Genomic DNA, 16,041 nt, shown 5'->3' with positions numbered 1-16,041 from the left:
AAGCCTGAAATTAAATATGATTCATTTTTTATGAACCAATAAAAAAAAACTGTCAAACCAATTAAATTTATGCTATGCATAAGTTCTGCTTATGGGTTAAATCTGTCCATAAAAAAAAATTAGTGTAAGGGGATCAGTGTTAGATGTTTATGAGGGACTTGGTTTATGCAGATGAACAATCAATCATTCAAATTTCAGATTTCCGAGCCTTTAGCCCATAACAAATACCCAATAACGAATAGACATCCATGCTGAATTTTAACCAGTTCAGAGTATTTTATTATGCGGCCAAAAACCTGAATTTTACTGCTGCCGCCGGCGAGCTGTTTATTACCCAGCCGGCAGTTACCGCCCAGATCAAGTCGTTTGAAGAATTTTGCAATCTGAAATTATTTAAAAAAAAAGGGCGCAAGATTTATCTGACCGATGAAGGTCGCTCGCTCTACCAGTACGCGGTCAAAATTTTCAAATATGAAAAAGAAATTGAGGCCACCATCGATGACATGCGCGAGCTCAAAAGGGGCGTCCTCAGCCTGGGAACCACCAAAGCCTATGCGCGATATTTTATGCCCCTTATGGTGACCACCTTTCATCAAAATTATCCCCAGATTAAAATTCAGCTGAACGAAGGCAGCTCACTTGATATGATTTACAGCCTGCTTGATTTTAAAATTGAAGTGGCCATTATCGCCAAAGCGGAAGATAACCCGGAGGTTCATTTTTTTCCGTTCAGTCAGGAAGAAATGGCGGTTATCTTGTCGCACAACCATCCGCTGACCAAAAAAAAAGCCATATCTTTTGCGGATCTGGTCACCATCCCTTTCATTATGAAAGAAAAAGGCTCCGGAACCCGCAAACTGGTCGAAGAATTATTTGAAGCCCAAGGATGTACACCCAATATTCTAATGGAAACCAGCAATACAGAATTTATCAAACAGCTGGTGCAACGGGGTGAAGGGGTTTCGTTTGTTGTCAAAGAAGCCGTGGCTGCAGAACTGAAACAGAAACAACTCGCCACCGTTCCTTTGAAAGGCCCCAAAGTGTATTTGGATGTCAGCATTGCCTATCTGAAAGACCAGGTGCTATCACCGCCCGCAAAAGCGTTTGTCGATACCCTCGTCGGCTTGAAATCAGAAGACCTGCACCCCATGGGAATCGGGCTGCTAATGGCTAAAATTCTTTCCCAGCGCAAAAAGGAGCAGAGACAAATTTCTCAAATACGGAAGTCTCCATGATCAATCGACCTGTTTTCGAGCAAATTTACCAGCTGGCGCAACCCTATCTGAACACGCGACGCAATGATGTTCACATCCAAATCTCTTTGCAGTATGCTCACGAATTGCTGAATTCAGAAGGCGGCGAGGAAAGCATTGTCATCCCGGCCATCATTTTGCATGATGTGGGCTGGAAAAAAATCCCGGAAGACCTTCATTTGAGGGCTTTTGGCCCCAGGGCAACCGCTCCGGAATTAAACCGGACACATGAAGAAGCAGGTGTGGAGATCGCCGCTGATATCCTGGCAAAGGTACAATATGATACGGAAAAAGTTTCTGAGATTCTCGAGATCATCGACGGTCATGATTCCAGGAAAAATGCCCTGTCGCTCAATGACCAGATCGTAAAAGATGCCGACAAGCTATTCCGCTATTCCCAAAAAGGCTTTGAGATTGACAACCAGCGCTTTGAAGAGACTTTTGCGGAGGGAATAAATCGCCTGCGCAAATATTTGAACCGCTGGTTTTTTACCCAAACCGCTTTTCGCATCGCTAAGCAAGAACTTAAAGAACGAGAAAGGGAAGCCGGCCAATGATTGAGGACTGGGCGATTTTAAAGCGCGAACGAGTGGCAGATTACAAAATTTTCTCTGTGCTCAAAAAGCAGGTGCGCTCACCGCGCACCGGCGACATCAGCGAGGTGCAGGCCCTCCAATTTTCAGACTGGGTCTTGATTCTGGCAGTGACGCCGCAGCAGGAGGTCGTCATGGTGAGGCAGTACCGGCACGGCACCGAGCAGGTACATCTGGAACTGCCGGGCGGTCTGGTGGATCCGGATGATACGTCTCCGGAATTATCCGCCCAAAGAGAGCTGCTTGAAGAAACCGGATTTAGGGGATCCAGTATCCGGCTGATTGGGGAATGCTATCCGCAGCCGGCTATACTGAGTAATCGCTGTATGTTCTACCTGGCAGAAAATGCTGTTAGAGCGCAACCGCAGAATTTGGATGCTGGTGAAGACATCGAAATTATAACCATACCGCTTGAAGAAATCCGAGCAAAAATCGAGAACAAAGACATTAATCACGGGATGGTGCTGCAGGCGTTCTTTTTTTTATGGCTGAATCGAGGGGCGACAATCGAACTTCTGTAAACACCTGCTTGAAAATTCTTGTTCATTCGGCTCTGAAGGCTTCCTCATGAAACCATATCCTAAAGTAAAAGGAGAATTCCATTATGCGCAATAAAAAGGGTACACATTCAAGACGAGATTTTCTCAAGCATGCCGGGGTCGCTGGGGCTGGAGCAGCATTGCTACCCTTTAACATGCTAACAAAAGCTCATGGTAGCCCGACATCCCAGGCGCCAGAACAAATGAAGGTGCCAGAGCGACCCTTTGGCAAAACCGGCGCTAATGTCTCTATTCTTTCTTTAGGGGGTGTTTTAAAGCCTTCTGATCAGCTCGTATTCCGGCAAGCCTTTAAAATGGGTGTGACCTATTGGGATACGGCTGATTCGTATGGATGGGGGAAAAATGAAAAGGCGATTGGTAAATACTTTACCAAGTATCCGGATGACCGCAAAAAAGTTTTTCTGGTAACCAAAGCGGCCACTTCAGAACCGGAAAAATTAACGGAAAAATTGAATATCTCCCTTGAAAGAATGCACACATCTTACATTGATATGTACTTCATTCACTATGTCAGCAATGCAAAAAAAGAATTAACCGCTGCGGTTAAAGATTGGGCTGAAAAGGTCAAAGCCCAGGGCAAAATCCGTTTGTTTGGTTTTAGCACCCATAAAAATATGGCAGACAGCATGCTTGTTGCTGCCAAGCTGGGCTGGATCGATGGCATTATGATGAGCTACAACTATCGGCTGATGGTCCAAGAAAAGATGAAAAGAGCAGTTGACGCCTGTGTCGAAGCCGGAATCGGATTGACTGCGATGAAAACCCAGGCGGCATTTTCGGCTAATTTTTATGCGTCCATTGGATCTGAAACAGACGATGCATTAAAGATGACTCAAAATTTTTTAAAAAAAGGGTATACCGAGGAGCAGGCCAAGCTAAAAGTCGTCTGGGAAAATCCGAATATTGCCAGCATCTGCTCGGCGATGTCCAATATGACGATTTTGAAGGCCAATGTCGATGCCGCTTTGAATAAAAATCCACTGTCCGGAGCGGACCGGCAGCGCCTGCAGCAATATGCTCAATACACGGCTCCAGGTTATTGCGCCGGTTGTTCGCAAATTTGCGAATCTGCCGTCGATTATGACGTCCCCATTAGCGATATACTGCGCTTGGCTATGTACTATAACAGCTACGGAGATAGCAATACTGCCCTCAGATTATTTAGTGAACTTCCGGCAAATGTGAGGTCGAATATTTTTAGAGCCGACTATTCTAAAGCCGAAAAAGTTTGTCCCCAGAACATTCAAATTGGCAAATTGTTGAAACAAACATGTGATGACTTGGCATAAGTACTAATCTTTTAAAGCCGGGATCCAAACGTGATCAATCTCAACCAGCTCAGAGCATTTTATCAAGTTGCTAAATGCCAGAATGTCAGCCTGGCAGCAAAGCAGCTGTTTGTCAGCCAGCCGGCGGTTACCGCCCAGGTCAAATTGTTTGAAGAAAGTTGCGGGCTAAAACTGTTCAAGAAAAAAGGCCGCAGTCTTATACTTACCGATGAGGGCCAAACGCTCTTCAATCATGCCAAAAAGGTATTCGAATATGAAAAAAGAATAGAAGATGCGCTTGAGCAAATGAAGGAGCTCAAAGAAGGCAGTTTAAAACTGGGCTCGGCTAGAACCTACGCGCGTTATTTTATGCCCTTTTTGCTGACCGGTTTTCGTGATGCTTATCCGCATGTCAAGATTCATCTGGATGAAGGCAGTTCCCGGGAAATGATCAACAGCTTGATTGAGTTAAGAAACGAAGTGGTGATCGTCGCCAAAGCCGATGATTATGCGAATATCGCCCTTATACCTTTTAGCCGTGAAGAGCTGGTGCTCATTTTATCGCCCAACCATCACCTGGCAAATGAAAGCAGTATTGTTTTTAAGCAATTCTCCCGGGAGCCGATTATCATGAAAGATAAGGGGTCAGGGACGCGCAAACTAATAGATGAATTGTACTCAAATCACAATGTCATTCCCAATATTTTGATGGAAACCGGGGATGCTGAAATCATCAAGTTGCTGGTGCAACACGGCGAAGGTGTCTCGTTTCTGGTTAAAGAAGCGGTGATGGGTGAAATTCAGGAAAAAAAATTGGTCACCGTACCAATAAAAGATCATTCAATTTTTATGGACGTCAGCATTGCTTATCTCAAGAATCAACCGCTCTCACCGTCTGCCCAGGCTTTTCTCAATAGTTTGGAAAATTTAGGTACAAAAAAAATGCGTTTTCAAGGCCTAGGCGCCTTGATGACAAAAATGCTGGCTGAAGAAAAATAATAACCAGTCAGTGTGTGATGGTCATTTTTTATCGTAATGCGGTTTTTGGGAAGCTCCAGTTGGAAACATCTGATATTGTCTCACCACGAAGAACACGAAGATCTCGAAGGGAAAACACATAAACTTACTTTTATCCTTTCGTGTCCTTCGTGGTTATATAGGCATCACTTGAACTTTTTGCATATGCAAATATCCTGATTTCATTTTCGTTAAACCATCATTTGTTCATTTTCATATTGATAGCGTTACCAGCCAAAGGAGGTATGGGATGGAGAAAAAATTTATTATGACGGCTTTTAGCAAAGATCGACCCGGTATTGTTGCTGATGTTACCGAGGTGATTTATGAAAACGGCTGCAATCTGGAAGATACGACAATGACTAACATGCTGGATGAATTTGCCATCATCCTCCTGTTTACCGGCCAGGGAGAGGACTTGGAAGATCAGCTATTAGGAGATTGCCGTCGACTTGAAAGAGACAAAGACATAACTGCTTTCATTCGACCGGTGGAGGCTGAACACAAGGGAAACTTAGCCGATTTAACCACTAAAATCATCAATGTAGAAGGCATTGACCAGACCGGAATTGTATTTAAGATCAGCAGATACCTTGCCAACAACAATATCAACATTGAAAGCCTGACCTCACGGCGGGCCGTCTCGCCCGAATCCGGAACCGCGCTCTATTTTATGGAAATTAAGGTTCAGGTTCCCGAAACAATCTCTCTTGAGCAATTAGAATCTGGGCTCTCGCAGGTGGGGGAAGATTTAAATTTAGATATAACGCTTCAATAAAGGGGCATAGATCTAAAATTTCTATATGACTTCATCAACCTGAGATATCCATAGGATATCTGCAAATCTGCCGCTTTGCATATATTCTCAATATATCGGTACTTTGGTATTAGACCTTCCTGCTCAGCAAAACCAAGACGACAGATCGCATAGCGGAAAAAATCGAAATAACCAAAACTCCTACCTTGATTCAATTCCAATTTAATCCAACAAATTACCTACTTTGCATATATATAGAAAAATATATATCTGTATAACTATATGTTTTTATTATATATATGTTGATTTTTATCTTCTTTTTATTTAATAACTTTTAATACATTGTTCAAATGTACTTAGATCTAAAGTCTTTTCTTACTGATCCTACAAGTTGCATTTGTTTGGTGTCATACTCGTGAAGAAGACACAAACACTTATGTCAATAAATACAATAATTCGAGTATTCATTGTTTTCATCGTATGGGTTACATGTACTCAAGCGGAAGACATCCGTTTTGCTGTAATATCAGACCACCGAGACGATTTTTCAGGTTTGGAGACTGCTCTTGAGTTTATTAATTCACAGAATGTAGACTTTATAATAGTTGCAGGTGACTTTGATCCGATAGATGAAAGTTACATCGGTTACTACTTTGTTTACGGTTACTCTGTAGGGCCAGAGCATCAACCAAACACTCAAGAAATATATTTTGTTCTTGGCAACCATGATTCCCCCGCATCAGGTGAGGTTTATTTTCAATTTAACATCGCCCCCTACTATACTGTAAATGGCCCCGATTCAGCTCCCGAAGGCACTATATTTTCATTTGACAGGGGAGATTGCCATTTTGTTGTCACCAACCAATATTGGAATTATCCTGAGGGCGGATATACACCGGCGCAATTGGACTGGATTGAACAAGACTTAGCTTCGACCCGCAAACCATGTAAATTCGTCATTGGTCACGAACCGGCATACCCCCAATATCGGCATGTAGGAGATTCACTCGATGTGGACCCGATAATGCGGGATGATTTTTGGCAAATACTATCTGAAAATAATGTTACAGCCTATATGTGCGGACACACTCATCGCATTTATTCTGATTTAGTCGATGGTGTATATGAATTGAACTCGGGTGCGGCCTGGGAGAATTCTCTGGATATTATAATCGTAGATGTTAGTTCTAAAGTTGTGACAGCACACCTATTTAGCACAGATGGCAGTGTCCCAACTGCAGACGATGAATTTGAGACCATCGTACTTCAATCTAATGCTGCTGATGATGATGGCGGTGGCGGTGGCGGTGGCGGTGGCGGCGGCGGTGGCGGGTGACTGATCTCCACTGCAGCATACGGGTTCCGTATGCCAAAAGAATCAATGGCCCGAATAATCCTTTTTGGGTGTCTGCTGATTTGGCTGTCAGAGGTCAAAAAGAAGCTGAAGAAATAAATATACTTTTTGATTTTCCATCCAAAAAGGAAGAGTCAGCAAAGGATCTACCTTATTATTTGCTCCAACATATCGGCAAAATTGATGGTTTTTAAAAAGCTGTGATATCTATCTAATACCCCAAGCGATTAAGATTTATCGATACGCCTATAATGAGAAGCCCCTCTTCAGAAGAAGAGGGGCTGGCTTAACCTTATGTTCCAAATTGGGTTATCCAGTCACCGGGTGTCCCTGACCGTAGTTTTTGACCTTGTAAACCTTGCATTGAAATGTTCGCAGCGGCCAGGAGCCTAAAGCCTCATCGCATTCGGCCTCATCGCTGGAGGTGCAGACATTGATATTGGAGACCCAGACGCCGTGCAGCCAGGGCTCTTCACCCGGCATCTCCGGATACCACCACCCGTGCTGGGCATGCACTACCTTGGGATCAATATCATCGAAGATCTCAACCTTCTGCATCACCCGACCATGCTGGGTTTCGATCCAGACCCAATCCCCCTCTGCAACTCCGATATCCGCTGCTGTTTCGGGATGGATCTGCATTTTGGCCCAGGGGTAACGCTTGCGTAGTTTATCGATCTGGCGATGCTCGGAATGAAAAAAAGGATGGAAGCGACCGCCGGTGATTAAGATCAACGGGTACTTTTCAGAAAGCTCAGGCGTTCGGATCGGACTCTCAGGCGGCTCTTGATAGTAGGGCAGGGGATCGAAACCGAGTTTTTCCATTACGGTCGAAGCCAGCTCGATCTTGCCGGTGGGGGTACCGAATCCACCCATTTTTTCATATTTTTTGTATTCCCAGCGTTCGGGCTCCCAGCGGCCTTTTTCGACCATCTGTCTGAATGTCAATCCCAGGGGTGCCAAGCGGTAGTCATAATAGGCTTCGACATTTTCCCACGGCCAGTGCTCTTCCTGACCCAGCCGAATGCCCAAACCACGCCAGAAGTCAAAATCATCACGCCGGTCGTGCTTGCCCTCTATGGTGGGTGGCACGGCCGCTTCACCGCACACAATAACCGGTGTGGTGTTGTGAAAATTCCATAAGAAATTGCGCTCCTGCCACATGGCACTGGGCAATACATAGTCTGCCAGCTGGGCACTGGGGGTCATAAAATAGTCCACCACCACATACAGGTCCAAACTTTTAAGGGCTTTGTGAACCAGCTTGGTGTTGGGGATGGTCACCATCGGGTTGGATGACAGCGTGATCAATGCCCGCACCGGGTAAGGATCACTGTACGCAATTGCTTTGTAAAGCGAGGGGGCCGGGGCCATACAGGTATAGCCGAACATATCGCAGCGTTTGCCCCAGACGCGTTCCACGTTGCTCTGGACCATTTCGTAGCCGGGCCAGGAATAGAGTTTAAATTGGCTGCCCAGAATTTTTTCGCGCTGCTCGATGGGCAGGGCCTCGGGCATTTCAATTTCATGTTCGGTGATAAATGGGGCCGGGCCCAGCAGCTCCTCTCCGCCCTGCACATCTACATTGCCGACGATAGCGGAGATGATATGGCGTGCGGCGATGGCGCCGTAGGAATTGGGTTGATGTGCCACCCCCATGCCTTCCATGGCACACGAAGGTGTTTCGGTGGCAAACATGCGCGCAGCTGCCTGAATCTGGTCGGCGGGCACCCAGGTAATTTCGGCTACTTTATCCAAGGAATATTCTTTGGCCCTTTGCGCCAGTTCATCGAAACCATGGCACCACTGGGCGACAAATTCCCTGTCGTAGAGGTCTTCTTCGATAATAACATTGATCATTCCCAGCAGCAGGGCGCAGTCTGTTCCCGGTCGCAACTGCAGCCATAAATCGGCTGATTCGGCAGATTCGGATCGCCGGGGATCGATGACAATCAGTTTGGCACCGTTTTTTTTGGCACCCTCAATACCTTCCCAAATCGTCTGGTGAGAATGGGGCGGATTGCGTCCGATGAGCATCACACAACGGGTATTTTGCAGTTTTTCGATGTGCATCCAATACGGCCACCAGCCAAAAAGGGTGGTGGCAACAACTGCTGAATTACCGTGACAAATCTGGGCCTGACCACACTGATTGGGGCTGCCGAAAAGATTCAGAAAGCGTGAGTTGAGTTCCTCATAACTGCGGCTGGTGCCGGCTGTTACCCCGAGGGTTTCAGCGCCAAACTGGTCCTTGAGGGACTGCAACTTGACTGCAATTTCATCCAGGGCCTCATCCCAGGAGATCTGTTGCCACTTGTTATCGCCTTTTTCACCGACTCTTTTGAGCGGATAATTCAGACGATCGGGGTGATAAAACCGATCCAGATCAGAAGCCCATTTACGCGGGCATTTCTTGATGGGCGAGGTGCTGACTTTGACAATCTGATTGTCTTCCACCTCCAGTTCAAGACGGCAGCGTGGTTTGCATCGAAAACAGATGGAATGCTTGATTTCTGTGGTCATCTTTAAACCTCCCCTGTTCCTAGATCTTGCATGAAAATTAATGAGAAGTAGTTGCTAGTGTTTTAATGGATGAAAACCTCCAACCCGTGCAAAATCCAGGAATCCGTTATCGTTAGCGTTATTTGAGATATTTAATATTTAATTTTATGAATGGCTTGGCAGTTTAAGTCAATTCATATGATTTTATAAAATATATAAGAAAATCTTATAAAACAAAATATTGGAGTATTGGAATATTGGAGTGATGGGTTTTTGGCGTAATTGAGTAATGCAGTGGCAGGATTAGACGTACAGTAAAGATTTAGAACTTATTGAATAACACCGGATGATACAATTGCACGCCAAAATTATCATGGTGGGGTGCGCATTTGGAAAGAAGGAGGAAAGAAATTTTTTTGTTCAGGTGTTTTCGTTCTTCATCCAGGGTGTCAAAATTGCCGCCCCCTTTTGAAATGATCAGATCGGACTGCTCAACCAGAGTGTTGACTTCACTGGAGCATCTGCCCAGGACAGTGCCGGGTAAAGGCCCATCGATGCCGTTTTCAAGAACTGTGGCAAACTTATTAATACCAACTGCTTTGGCCTCAGTTAAAGTGGCGTCATTGAGCGTGGGCAAACTTCTGACGACAAAAGTGATTTCCGGTTGATATTGCATTTTTATGATTTGAATCAGCAAGCGGTCGAATACGATTTCTCCGGCGTTATCGCCAAATATCAAAAGATACCGGGTGTTTTCTAACTGCTGTCTGAACTGGGAATAATCCTTATCTGTGAGCGGCAATTTTGTCTTTTCTGCGATCGATTTCTCGATGGTTAAAGAAGAATCCGCCACCATAAAATCCATGGAATTTCCCATGATGGAAAGCTTAACGGCCATTTTTAAAGGGTCGGCAGCTTCGTTGACCATTTTTTCCAGAAACGGGTACAGAGCAAGAATTTGTTCATTTTGGCTTGATTTCAACTCGTGAAATGGATCCCGGGACTCGACCGCGTCAGTAATTTTTTGCCATACTTCTTCGATAATAGCCGGGCTGGTGATATCCCAGACAAGACCGCGCAAGGCTGGTAATTGCAGAATTTCGGTATATAACGCTTTAACTGCCTTCTCATCAAGGGGCAGTTTCCTGAGCGATGAAATCGTCATTTTCAATATGCAGGGGATGCAATCGGGTTTGATAAACATTAGGCTGACTGCTCCTGTATCATCTGGTCCATCGTCCGGGCGGCCAGTTCGGCAAATGCTGGGTCGTTGATGTGGTGAGCCGCTTCTTGAATGTTTATCTGATGATCGAGTTTTTCTTGCAGCTGTTGCGTGAAAAAACGGTTCATGGGCGGGTCGTACAGAGGACCACCTTCGCGATCCGCCTCGGACCATCCCTGTAGGGGGATTAATATTTTCACATTAGATGCATCTTTATTCAATTTTCGTGACAGTTGATCAGCCAGGGTTCGTGTTTCGTCCTCATTGAGACGGATAGCAGAGCGAAAATCATAAAAAAAGATCTGACGATCTTGATATTGCGGCGGAATATTGTCGCGGGTGAATTCTAAAACTGCGCAATCCAACCCACCCGGGATAACCAATCTGGGAATTGAATGCCCGGGAACCGGTTCAAACCGTTGCGAACCAATATCCCCACAGTAGCCGTCTAGCAGGTGGTCGGCTAGCTCATGGGTGGCGAAATCCAAAATGCCATCAAAATAGCCCTCGGCAGCCAGCTCTTCCATGGCCATCCCACCGATACCATTGGCATGGAAAGCCACCACCTCATATCCACGGTCTTCCAAGGTCTTGCGGGTGGCTTCAGCGCCGGCGGTGATAAATCCAAAAAAGGGCAGGGCAATCCTTTTTTTAGTGGTATCGGGATGCCATCGGCTCTGGGCCATTCCGCAGATACCTGCTGCAGCCTTATCTAGAATACGCCCTGAGATACTATTAACACCCAGCAGGTCGGCGACACTGTGAATCATGGTAATATCTTTGGTGCCAACCGTTTGTGCCATGTTGCGCGATGCAACCGTGGAAACCATCACCTTGGGGACCCCCAGCGGAAGCTCGTGCATTATGCTTGTGCCGATATGGGTGCCGGTGCCGCCGCCGGCCGAGATCATTCCTGCAATCTTATTTTCCGCGTAAAGCTTTTTGATACGGGCTCTGGCTTCTTCGATCATGGCGGCAATCGCCGTATCTCTGCTCTCTCGTAAAGCCGGGCTGTTTTTGATAACGGTTTTGTATAAATCCAGATCCACCGCTGACGGTGCAGGCGCTGCGGTGCCGACATTAACGGTCAATGTGCTAAGGCCATGTTGCTCAATACGTTCTTTCAAAAAAAAATGCTCTTCAGCCTTGGAATCGAAAGTCCCCACCACCGCGATTCTGGGCTCGATACTCATAGTATTTCCCATCGATTGGTATCTTTTTTCAGCACGCTTTGGTCTTTGTCATTTGTCTTGTGTATACCAATAACCAATAACGAATAACAAATAACTATATTCTAACCCTTAGTTAGACCAAAGAACCCGTCCTTGTGCCAGACCAATGGCGCTTTACCGCTATCATTCTGATTGACAACACGGCCCATAAAAAGCTGGTAGCCCTGGATTTCCTTGCTAGTTTCAACTTCGCATTCCATCCAGGCCGCTGCTCCATCCGGAATCAAAGCCGCACTGCCGGAGCCGGTGGTGGCTGAAATGGAAAAGCGCTCAAATTTATCCATATCGTCACCTTTGGCGCTACCCACCTGCATGGCCAATTTCTCCTGATCAGCTCCTGCAATCACTACCGTAAATTTGCCGGATTGGGAAATCAGTCTTTCAGTCAAATGGTCTTTTGCTACGCTGATGACCAGCAGCGGTTCTTTTTCAGATACAAACATGGCTGTAGCGGTCATGATATCTTTTTTGTCTTCATGAGCGGTGCTGACGAACACCACTGAACACGGCAACCAGTAGAACACGTTGTTTTCAATACTCATAGCGCCAGCCCTCCTTTATTTTTGATGTTGTTTTATTTTTGAATGTGTCATTCATGTACATAATATAGCCGATTCTGTAAACTGCAAATTGTTTGACTTAATGCACTTCGACTGATTTAATTTTAACAAGACTCAACCTATAGGTGACTCGATAACGCCTCTCCAAATATCCTTCTTATTATTATTTTGACAATGAGACAATGGATTAAAATCGAACGCATACCGGGTGTTCTGGCTTCGGCCTATGAAAAAGGCACCCGTTTGGTCATAGATACCTATTACCGTCATGTGGCCGAAGAAATCGTTGCCCATTTGCCCGGCGATAGGATTCTGGATATTGGCACTGGTCCGGGCTATTTGCCGATTGAAATTGCCAAAAAATCTTCAAAGGTTCACATCTTCGGAATTGATTTAAGCCGCAAGTTATTGAGTATGGCGCGCTCAAATGCCGCCAGAGAGGGCCTGTCTGATCGATTGACCTTTCAACTCGGCGATGCCGGTCACTTAAAATTTGATGATGAATCTTTTGGTATGGTCATCAGCACCGGTATGCTGCATGCGCTCAAGGATCCGGTGAAGGTTTTCCAGGAAATATACCGTGTATTGAAAGTCGGTGGACAGGCCTGGATTTTTGATCCAGCCCGGGTGAGTGGAGCGGTGGACCGCAATAAATGGAAAGCATCACTCAACTTGCGCGAGCGATTTTTTCTAAAGCTGTTTCAACTGTCGGGCTTGCACAAACCAATCAAAACCTATACGCGTGAAGAAGCCATTGCCATAATCGAAAAAACCGATTTTGAAGATTACCGTATTGACACCCGCGAAAACGAAATAAGAATAAAATTAAAAAAATAGTTTTCAACTCCTAATTAAAAAGCTTTGCGTGAGGATTCTCAGATGCACATCTACCACCAAATCTATGAATTTGCCGCTTCAGCCGGCGCATTTGAAGGATATGTTTATCGACGGTCGAAAAGAGACCTTGATACCAAAGCATTGGCGAATTGGGTGGACAATCTAGTTGAAGCCTATCATCATCTGCCGGCAGATGTTATTGGCGAATGTCAATCGGCTTGCAACCAGACTCTGGGAAGGGCGATCAATTCACTGATTGCTGAATTTGGCCAAGAACATGCGATTGTCATAAGGTTAGAAGAAGTCGTAAAAGGTCCTTTGCCGGATTCTCCTGATGATTTCAACAAACGCAAATGGTATCAGGAATAAAGAAATTGGAAATAGCAGGGAAAATTATCAGCGGAGCAGGAGAGGGCGCCTATTTCACCCAGATCGATTGGGTGCGACAGCAGTGTCAGGAGAAATTGGGTTTTAAGCCCCATCCCGGGACATTGAACCTGGAGATAGCACCAGAACATCTATTGCTTGTGGCTGCACTGAATCAGAAGGAGGGGATTGAATTGATTTCTCCAAATCCGAAGTTCTGCAACGCTAAAGCCTTTGCGGTTGAATTAGGAAAGCTTAAAGGTGCCATTATCATTCCCGAAGAAAGGGTCCGGATTCATGCGGAGAATATTATCGAGATCATTGCGCCGCTGAGCATTAAAGCATCTTTAAATGTTAACGATGGTGATTACATTAAGGTAGTGCTTACTGAAGAGTGATCTATGTCTAATCAAGTGAAGTTAAAAGTGGAGGCGGTGATTTTTGATCTGGATGGCACCCTGATCGATTCAATTGACACCTATTTTAAGATTGTTGAAATCGCTTTGGAACGGCTCAATCTTCCTCCGGTATCACGCAGCAAAATCCTGGCGGCTGCAGAAAGCGAAAATTTTAAATGGGAACTTGTGCTACCGCCGGAAGTTCTTAGCAGCAATGAACATATTATAGATGAAGCCTGGTCCGTCATCAATGAGATCGCACCCCAAATGTTCGCCGATCGTTTGGATATTTTTCAAGGTGCGGACAGCATCCTTAAAATGATTTCAGCAAGCGGATTAAAGATGGGCCTGGTCACCTCGACTCAGAAACACTATTTAAAGACCAAAATGCAGCCGCTAAAAAATGCCGGTGTTGATAATCTTATCGAGGTTATCGTGACATCCGACGATGTTGATAAAAGAAAACCGGCGCCGGATCCGCTCATCATGTGTGCCCAAGAACTCGAGCTTAAGCCTGACAGATGTGTTTATGTGGGCGATACTACCACCGACATACAAGCGGGCAAGGCCGCTGGGATGCTCACAGTTGGTGTTTTGACCGGATTTGATGACTACGATTCTCTCAAAAAAGAGCAGCCGGATGCCATCATCGACAGCATTTACAATTTAAACAAAGTACTTTCCTTTTAGCAATCACCTGATTTTTGCATGAAAATAGACGAGGATCTTTCAAGTCTTTTATTCCGGTGGGATTGCGCACCAATCAAGCATGCCGTTGACAAGAAGAACAAAAAAAACTAAACAGTAGTGAATTAAATCCGTTCAAAAAAACGACTTGATTATTTATAGGGTCAATAACTTACTTGTCTGCCGGAAGGAGGTGATCAAAGACAAATCTGTCCTGTAACGAATATCTGATCGATAATGGTTTCCAAAAAGGAGGGCAGCAACCATGAATAAAAAACATTTGCTGATATCTCTGTCTATAGCCGCGATGTTGTGTTTCTCATTCGCACTTCCGATCTTTAACCCACCGGCATTTTCCGAAGATGTCATTAAACTCAAAATGGCGAATTATTTTCCGCCGCCAGCCCCGCATTCCAAGATATGTGAAGATTTCATAGCCGATGTTGAAAGGCGAACCAACGGTAGAGTTAAAATACAATACTTTGCCGGTGGGTCTCTGGTAAAAGCACCCCGGATGTATGAAGGTGTTGTTACCGGAATTGTCGATATTGGACTGGCCCATGTTGAGTATACACCCGGTCGTTTTCCGGTTACCGAAGTGTGCGATCTGCCTCTGGGATTTCCCAGCGGCTGGGTGGCCAACCAGGTGGTCAACGATTTTTATCACCAATTCAAGCCCAAGGAGTGGGACAAGGTGCATATTCTGTGGATGCACGCCAGTAATCCCAACGTTGTCATTTCAAAAAAGCCGGTAAGATCTTTGGCAGATATGAAAGGACTGACCATCAGAGCGCCAGGTCGGGTGGGTAATACCATCAAAGCGCTGGGTGCCACACCAGCGCCAACCCCGATCATGGAAGTCTATGACGGAATTGCCAAAGGCGTTCTCGATGGCGTCAATACCCCTTATGAAACTCTCAGATCTTTTCGTTTTGCCGAAGTCGCTAAATATGTGACCACCAGTTGGCAGGTGGGCAATCTGTACACTTTTTATGTTGCCATGAACAAAAAAAAGTACAATTCCCTACCGCCGGACATTAAGCAGATCTTCGATGAGCTCAGTGGGGTTTATCGCGAGCGCATGGCGTTGATGTGGAATTCCATCGATTTTGCAGGTAAAAATTTTGCCGCTTCAAAAGGTGTGGAATTTATCGATTTAAGCTCCGCCGAAGTCGCAGTCTGGAAAAAAGCGACGGCACCTGTCATTGAAGATTATGTCAAGAAGATGGTGGCTGCCGGTCATTCCGAGGGTGATGTCAGGGGCTGGCTGAAATATCTGGATGAGCGCATCAACTATTGGACCGTTAAACAAACTAAATTATTCATTAAATCGCCGACCGGTCCGCCTGAAATAAGACCCTAAGCTAGTGGATGCAATAGGGTTGTTATGAAAATTTAAACGTAATTTAAGTTCAACTAATTGTGATGTCGTCCT

General features: G+C 45.4%; 17 protein-coding genes. 13 read left to right on the top strand and 4 right to left on the bottom strand.

Annotation, left to right across the window (positions count from 1 at the left end):
* Positions 1 to 248 precede the first annotated feature (248 nt).
* The 8 genes from QNJ26_10450 (at position 249) to QNJ26_10415 (ending at position 6,996) form a co-directional block, all read left to right on the top strand.
* Positions 249 to 1,235, top strand: a complete 987-nt coding sequence (locus QNJ26_10450; GenBank protein ID MDJ0985956.1) for a LysR substrate-binding domain-containing protein — start codon at positions 249 to 251, stop codon at positions 1,233 to 1,235.
* On the top strand, positions 1,232 to 1,810 hold the full coding sequence (locus QNJ26_10445; GenBank protein MDJ0985955.1) for an HD domain-containing protein: 579 nt from the start codon (positions 1,232 to 1,234) through the stop codon (positions 1,808 to 1,810). The genes QNJ26_10450 and QNJ26_10445 overlap by 4 nt, the downstream gene beginning before the upstream one ends.
* Positions 1,807 to 2,367, top strand: coding sequence for an NUDIX hydrolase (locus QNJ26_10440; protein ID MDJ0985954.1), 561 nt, complete (start codon positions 1,807 to 1,809; stop codon positions 2,365 to 2,367). The genes QNJ26_10445 and QNJ26_10440 overlap by 4 nt, the downstream gene beginning before the upstream one ends.
* A gap of 83 nt (positions 2,368 to 2,450) precedes the next feature.
* Complete coding sequence (locus tag QNJ26_10435) at positions 2,451 to 3,695, top strand: aldo/keto reductase (GenBank protein MDJ0985953.1); 1,245 nt, start codon at positions 2,451 to 2,453, stop codon at positions 3,693 to 3,695.
* A gap of 30 nt (positions 3,696 to 3,725) precedes the next feature.
* Complete coding sequence (locus QNJ26_10430) at positions 3,726 to 4,673, top strand: LysR family transcriptional regulator (protein ID MDJ0985952.1); 948 nt, start codon at positions 3,726 to 3,728, stop codon at positions 4,671 to 4,673.
* A 268-nt stretch (positions 4,674 to 4,941) separates the two neighbouring features.
* Positions 4,942 to 5,469, top strand: a complete 528-nt coding sequence (locus QNJ26_10425; protein MDJ0985951.1) for an ACT domain-containing protein — start codon at positions 4,942 to 4,944, stop codon at positions 5,467 to 5,469.
* Positions 5,470 to 5,863: 394 nt separating this feature from the next.
* Positions 5,864 to 6,784 carry a metallophosphoesterase gene (locus QNJ26_10420; GenBank protein ID MDJ0985950.1) on the top strand — a complete coding sequence of 307 codons (921 nt, stop codon included), beginning with the start codon at positions 5,864 to 5,866 and terminating at the stop codon, positions 6,782 to 6,784.
* Complete coding sequence (locus tag QNJ26_10415; protein ID MDJ0985949.1) at positions 6,781 to 6,996, top strand: hypothetical protein; 216 nt, start codon at positions 6,781 to 6,783, stop codon at positions 6,994 to 6,996. Before QNJ26_10420 ends, QNJ26_10415 begins: the two co-directional genes overlap by 4 nt.
* Before the next feature lie 115 nt (positions 6,997 to 7,111).
* Here QNJ26_10415 and QNJ26_10410 read toward each other — a convergent pair whose 3' ends face one another.
* The 4 genes from QNJ26_10410 to QNJ26_10395 form a co-directional block, all read right to left on the bottom strand.
* Complete coding sequence (locus tag QNJ26_10410; protein MDJ0985948.1) at positions 7,112 to 9,325, bottom strand: molybdopterin-dependent oxidoreductase; 2,214 nt, start codon at positions 9,323 to 9,325, stop codon at positions 7,112 to 7,114.
* Positions 9,326 to 9,626: 301 nt separating this feature from the next.
* The gene (locus tag QNJ26_10405; GenBank protein MDJ0985947.1) at positions 9,627 to 10,508 is read right to left on the bottom strand and encodes an ARMT1-like domain-containing protein; all 882 of its coding nucleotides are present in this window, start codon (positions 10,506 to 10,508) and stop codon (positions 9,627 to 9,629) included.
* Complete coding sequence (locus QNJ26_10400) at positions 10,508 to 11,731, bottom strand: Tm-1-like ATP-binding domain-containing protein (protein MDJ0985946.1); 1,224 nt, start codon at positions 11,729 to 11,731, stop codon at positions 10,508 to 10,510. Before QNJ26_10400 ends, QNJ26_10405 begins: the two co-directional genes overlap by 1 nt.
* A gap of 89 nt (positions 11,732 to 11,820) precedes the next feature.
* Entirely contained in the window at positions 11,821 to 12,300 is a 480-nt protein-coding gene (locus QNJ26_10395; protein ID MDJ0985945.1) for a flavin reductase family protein, read from the bottom strand.
* 192 nt (positions 12,301 to 12,492) lie between these two features.
* Between QNJ26_10395 and QNJ26_10390 the strand changes: the two genes are divergently transcribed.
* The 5 genes from QNJ26_10390 (at position 12,493) to QNJ26_10370 (ending at position 15,969) form a co-directional block, all read left to right on the top strand.
* Entirely contained in the window at positions 12,493 to 13,155 is a 663-nt protein-coding gene (locus QNJ26_10390; GenBank protein MDJ0985944.1) for a class I SAM-dependent methyltransferase, read from the top strand.
* Between the two features lie 42 nt (positions 13,156 to 13,197).
* Positions 13,198 to 13,524 carry a hypothetical protein gene (locus QNJ26_10385; GenBank protein MDJ0985943.1) on the top strand — a complete coding sequence of 109 codons (327 nt, stop codon included), beginning with the start codon at positions 13,198 to 13,200 and terminating at the stop codon, positions 13,522 to 13,524.
* 5 nt (positions 13,525 to 13,529) lie between these two features.
* On the top strand, positions 13,530 to 13,919 hold the full coding sequence (locus QNJ26_10380; GenBank protein ID MDJ0985942.1) for a CTP-dependent riboflavin kinase: 390 nt from the start codon (positions 13,530 to 13,532) through the stop codon (positions 13,917 to 13,919).
* Positions 13,920 to 13,922: 3 nt separating this feature from the next.
* Complete coding sequence (locus QNJ26_10375) at positions 13,923 to 14,609, top strand: HAD family hydrolase (GenBank protein ID MDJ0985941.1); 687 nt, start codon at positions 13,923 to 13,925, stop codon at positions 14,607 to 14,609.
* A 262-nt stretch (positions 14,610 to 14,871) separates the two neighbouring features.
* The gene (locus QNJ26_10370) at positions 14,872 to 15,969 is read left to right on the top strand and encodes a TRAP transporter substrate-binding protein (protein MDJ0985940.1); all 1,098 of its coding nucleotides are present in this window, start codon (positions 14,872 to 14,874) and stop codon (positions 15,967 to 15,969) included.
* The last annotated feature ends 72 nt before the right edge of the window (positions 15,970 to 16,041 follow it).

This window comes from Desulfobacterales bacterium (genome assembly GCA_030066985.1).
Lineage (GTDB): Bacteria > Desulfobacterota > Desulfobacteria > Desulfobacterales > JAHEIW01 > JAHEIW01.
This window is presented reverse-complemented; position numbering and strand designations above follow the sequence as displayed.

Coding starts and splice junctions, on each gene's coding strand:
- QNJ26_10450 (MDJ0985956.1), top strand. CDS start 249: ATGCTGAATTTTAACCAGTTCAGAGTATTTTATTATGCGGCCAAAAAC.
- QNJ26_10400 (MDJ0985946.1), bottom strand. CDS start 11,731: ATGGGAAATACTATGAGTATCGAGCCCAGAATCGCGGTGGTGGGGACT.
- QNJ26_10435 (MDJ0985953.1), top strand. CDS start 2,451: ATGCGCAATAAAAAGGGTACACATTCAAGACGAGATTTTCTCAAGCAT.
- QNJ26_10425 (MDJ0985951.1), top strand. CDS start 4,942: ATGGAGAAAAAATTTATTATGACGGCTTTTAGCAAAGATCGACCCGGT.
- QNJ26_10385 (MDJ0985943.1), top strand. CDS start 13,198: ATGCACATCTACCACCAAATCTATGAATTTGCCGCTTCAGCCGGCGCA.
- QNJ26_10370 (MDJ0985940.1), top strand. CDS start 14,872: ATGAATAAAAAACATTTGCTGATATCTCTGTCTATAGCCGCGATGTTG.
- QNJ26_10390 (MDJ0985944.1), top strand. CDS start 12,493: ATGAGACAATGGATTAAAATCGAACGCATACCGGGTGTTCTGGCTTCG.
- QNJ26_10375 (MDJ0985941.1), top strand. CDS start 13,923: ATGTCTAATCAAGTGAAGTTAAAAGTGGAGGCGGTGATTTTTGATCTG.
- QNJ26_10445 (MDJ0985955.1), top strand. CDS start 1,232: ATGATCAATCGACCTGTTTTCGAGCAAATTTACCAGCTGGCGCAACCC.
- QNJ26_10440 (MDJ0985954.1), top strand. CDS start 1,807: ATGATTGAGGACTGGGCGATTTTAAAGCGCGAACGAGTGGCAGATTAC.
- QNJ26_10405 (MDJ0985947.1), bottom strand. CDS start 10,508: ATGTTTATCAAACCCGATTGCATCCCCTGCATATTGAAAATGACGATT.
- QNJ26_10395 (MDJ0985945.1), bottom strand. CDS start 12,300: ATGAGTATTGAAAACAACGTGTTCTACTGGTTGCCGTGTTCAGTGGTG.
- QNJ26_10410 (MDJ0985948.1), bottom strand. CDS start 9,325: ATGACCACAGAAATCAAGCATTCCATCTGTTTTCGATGCAAACCACGC.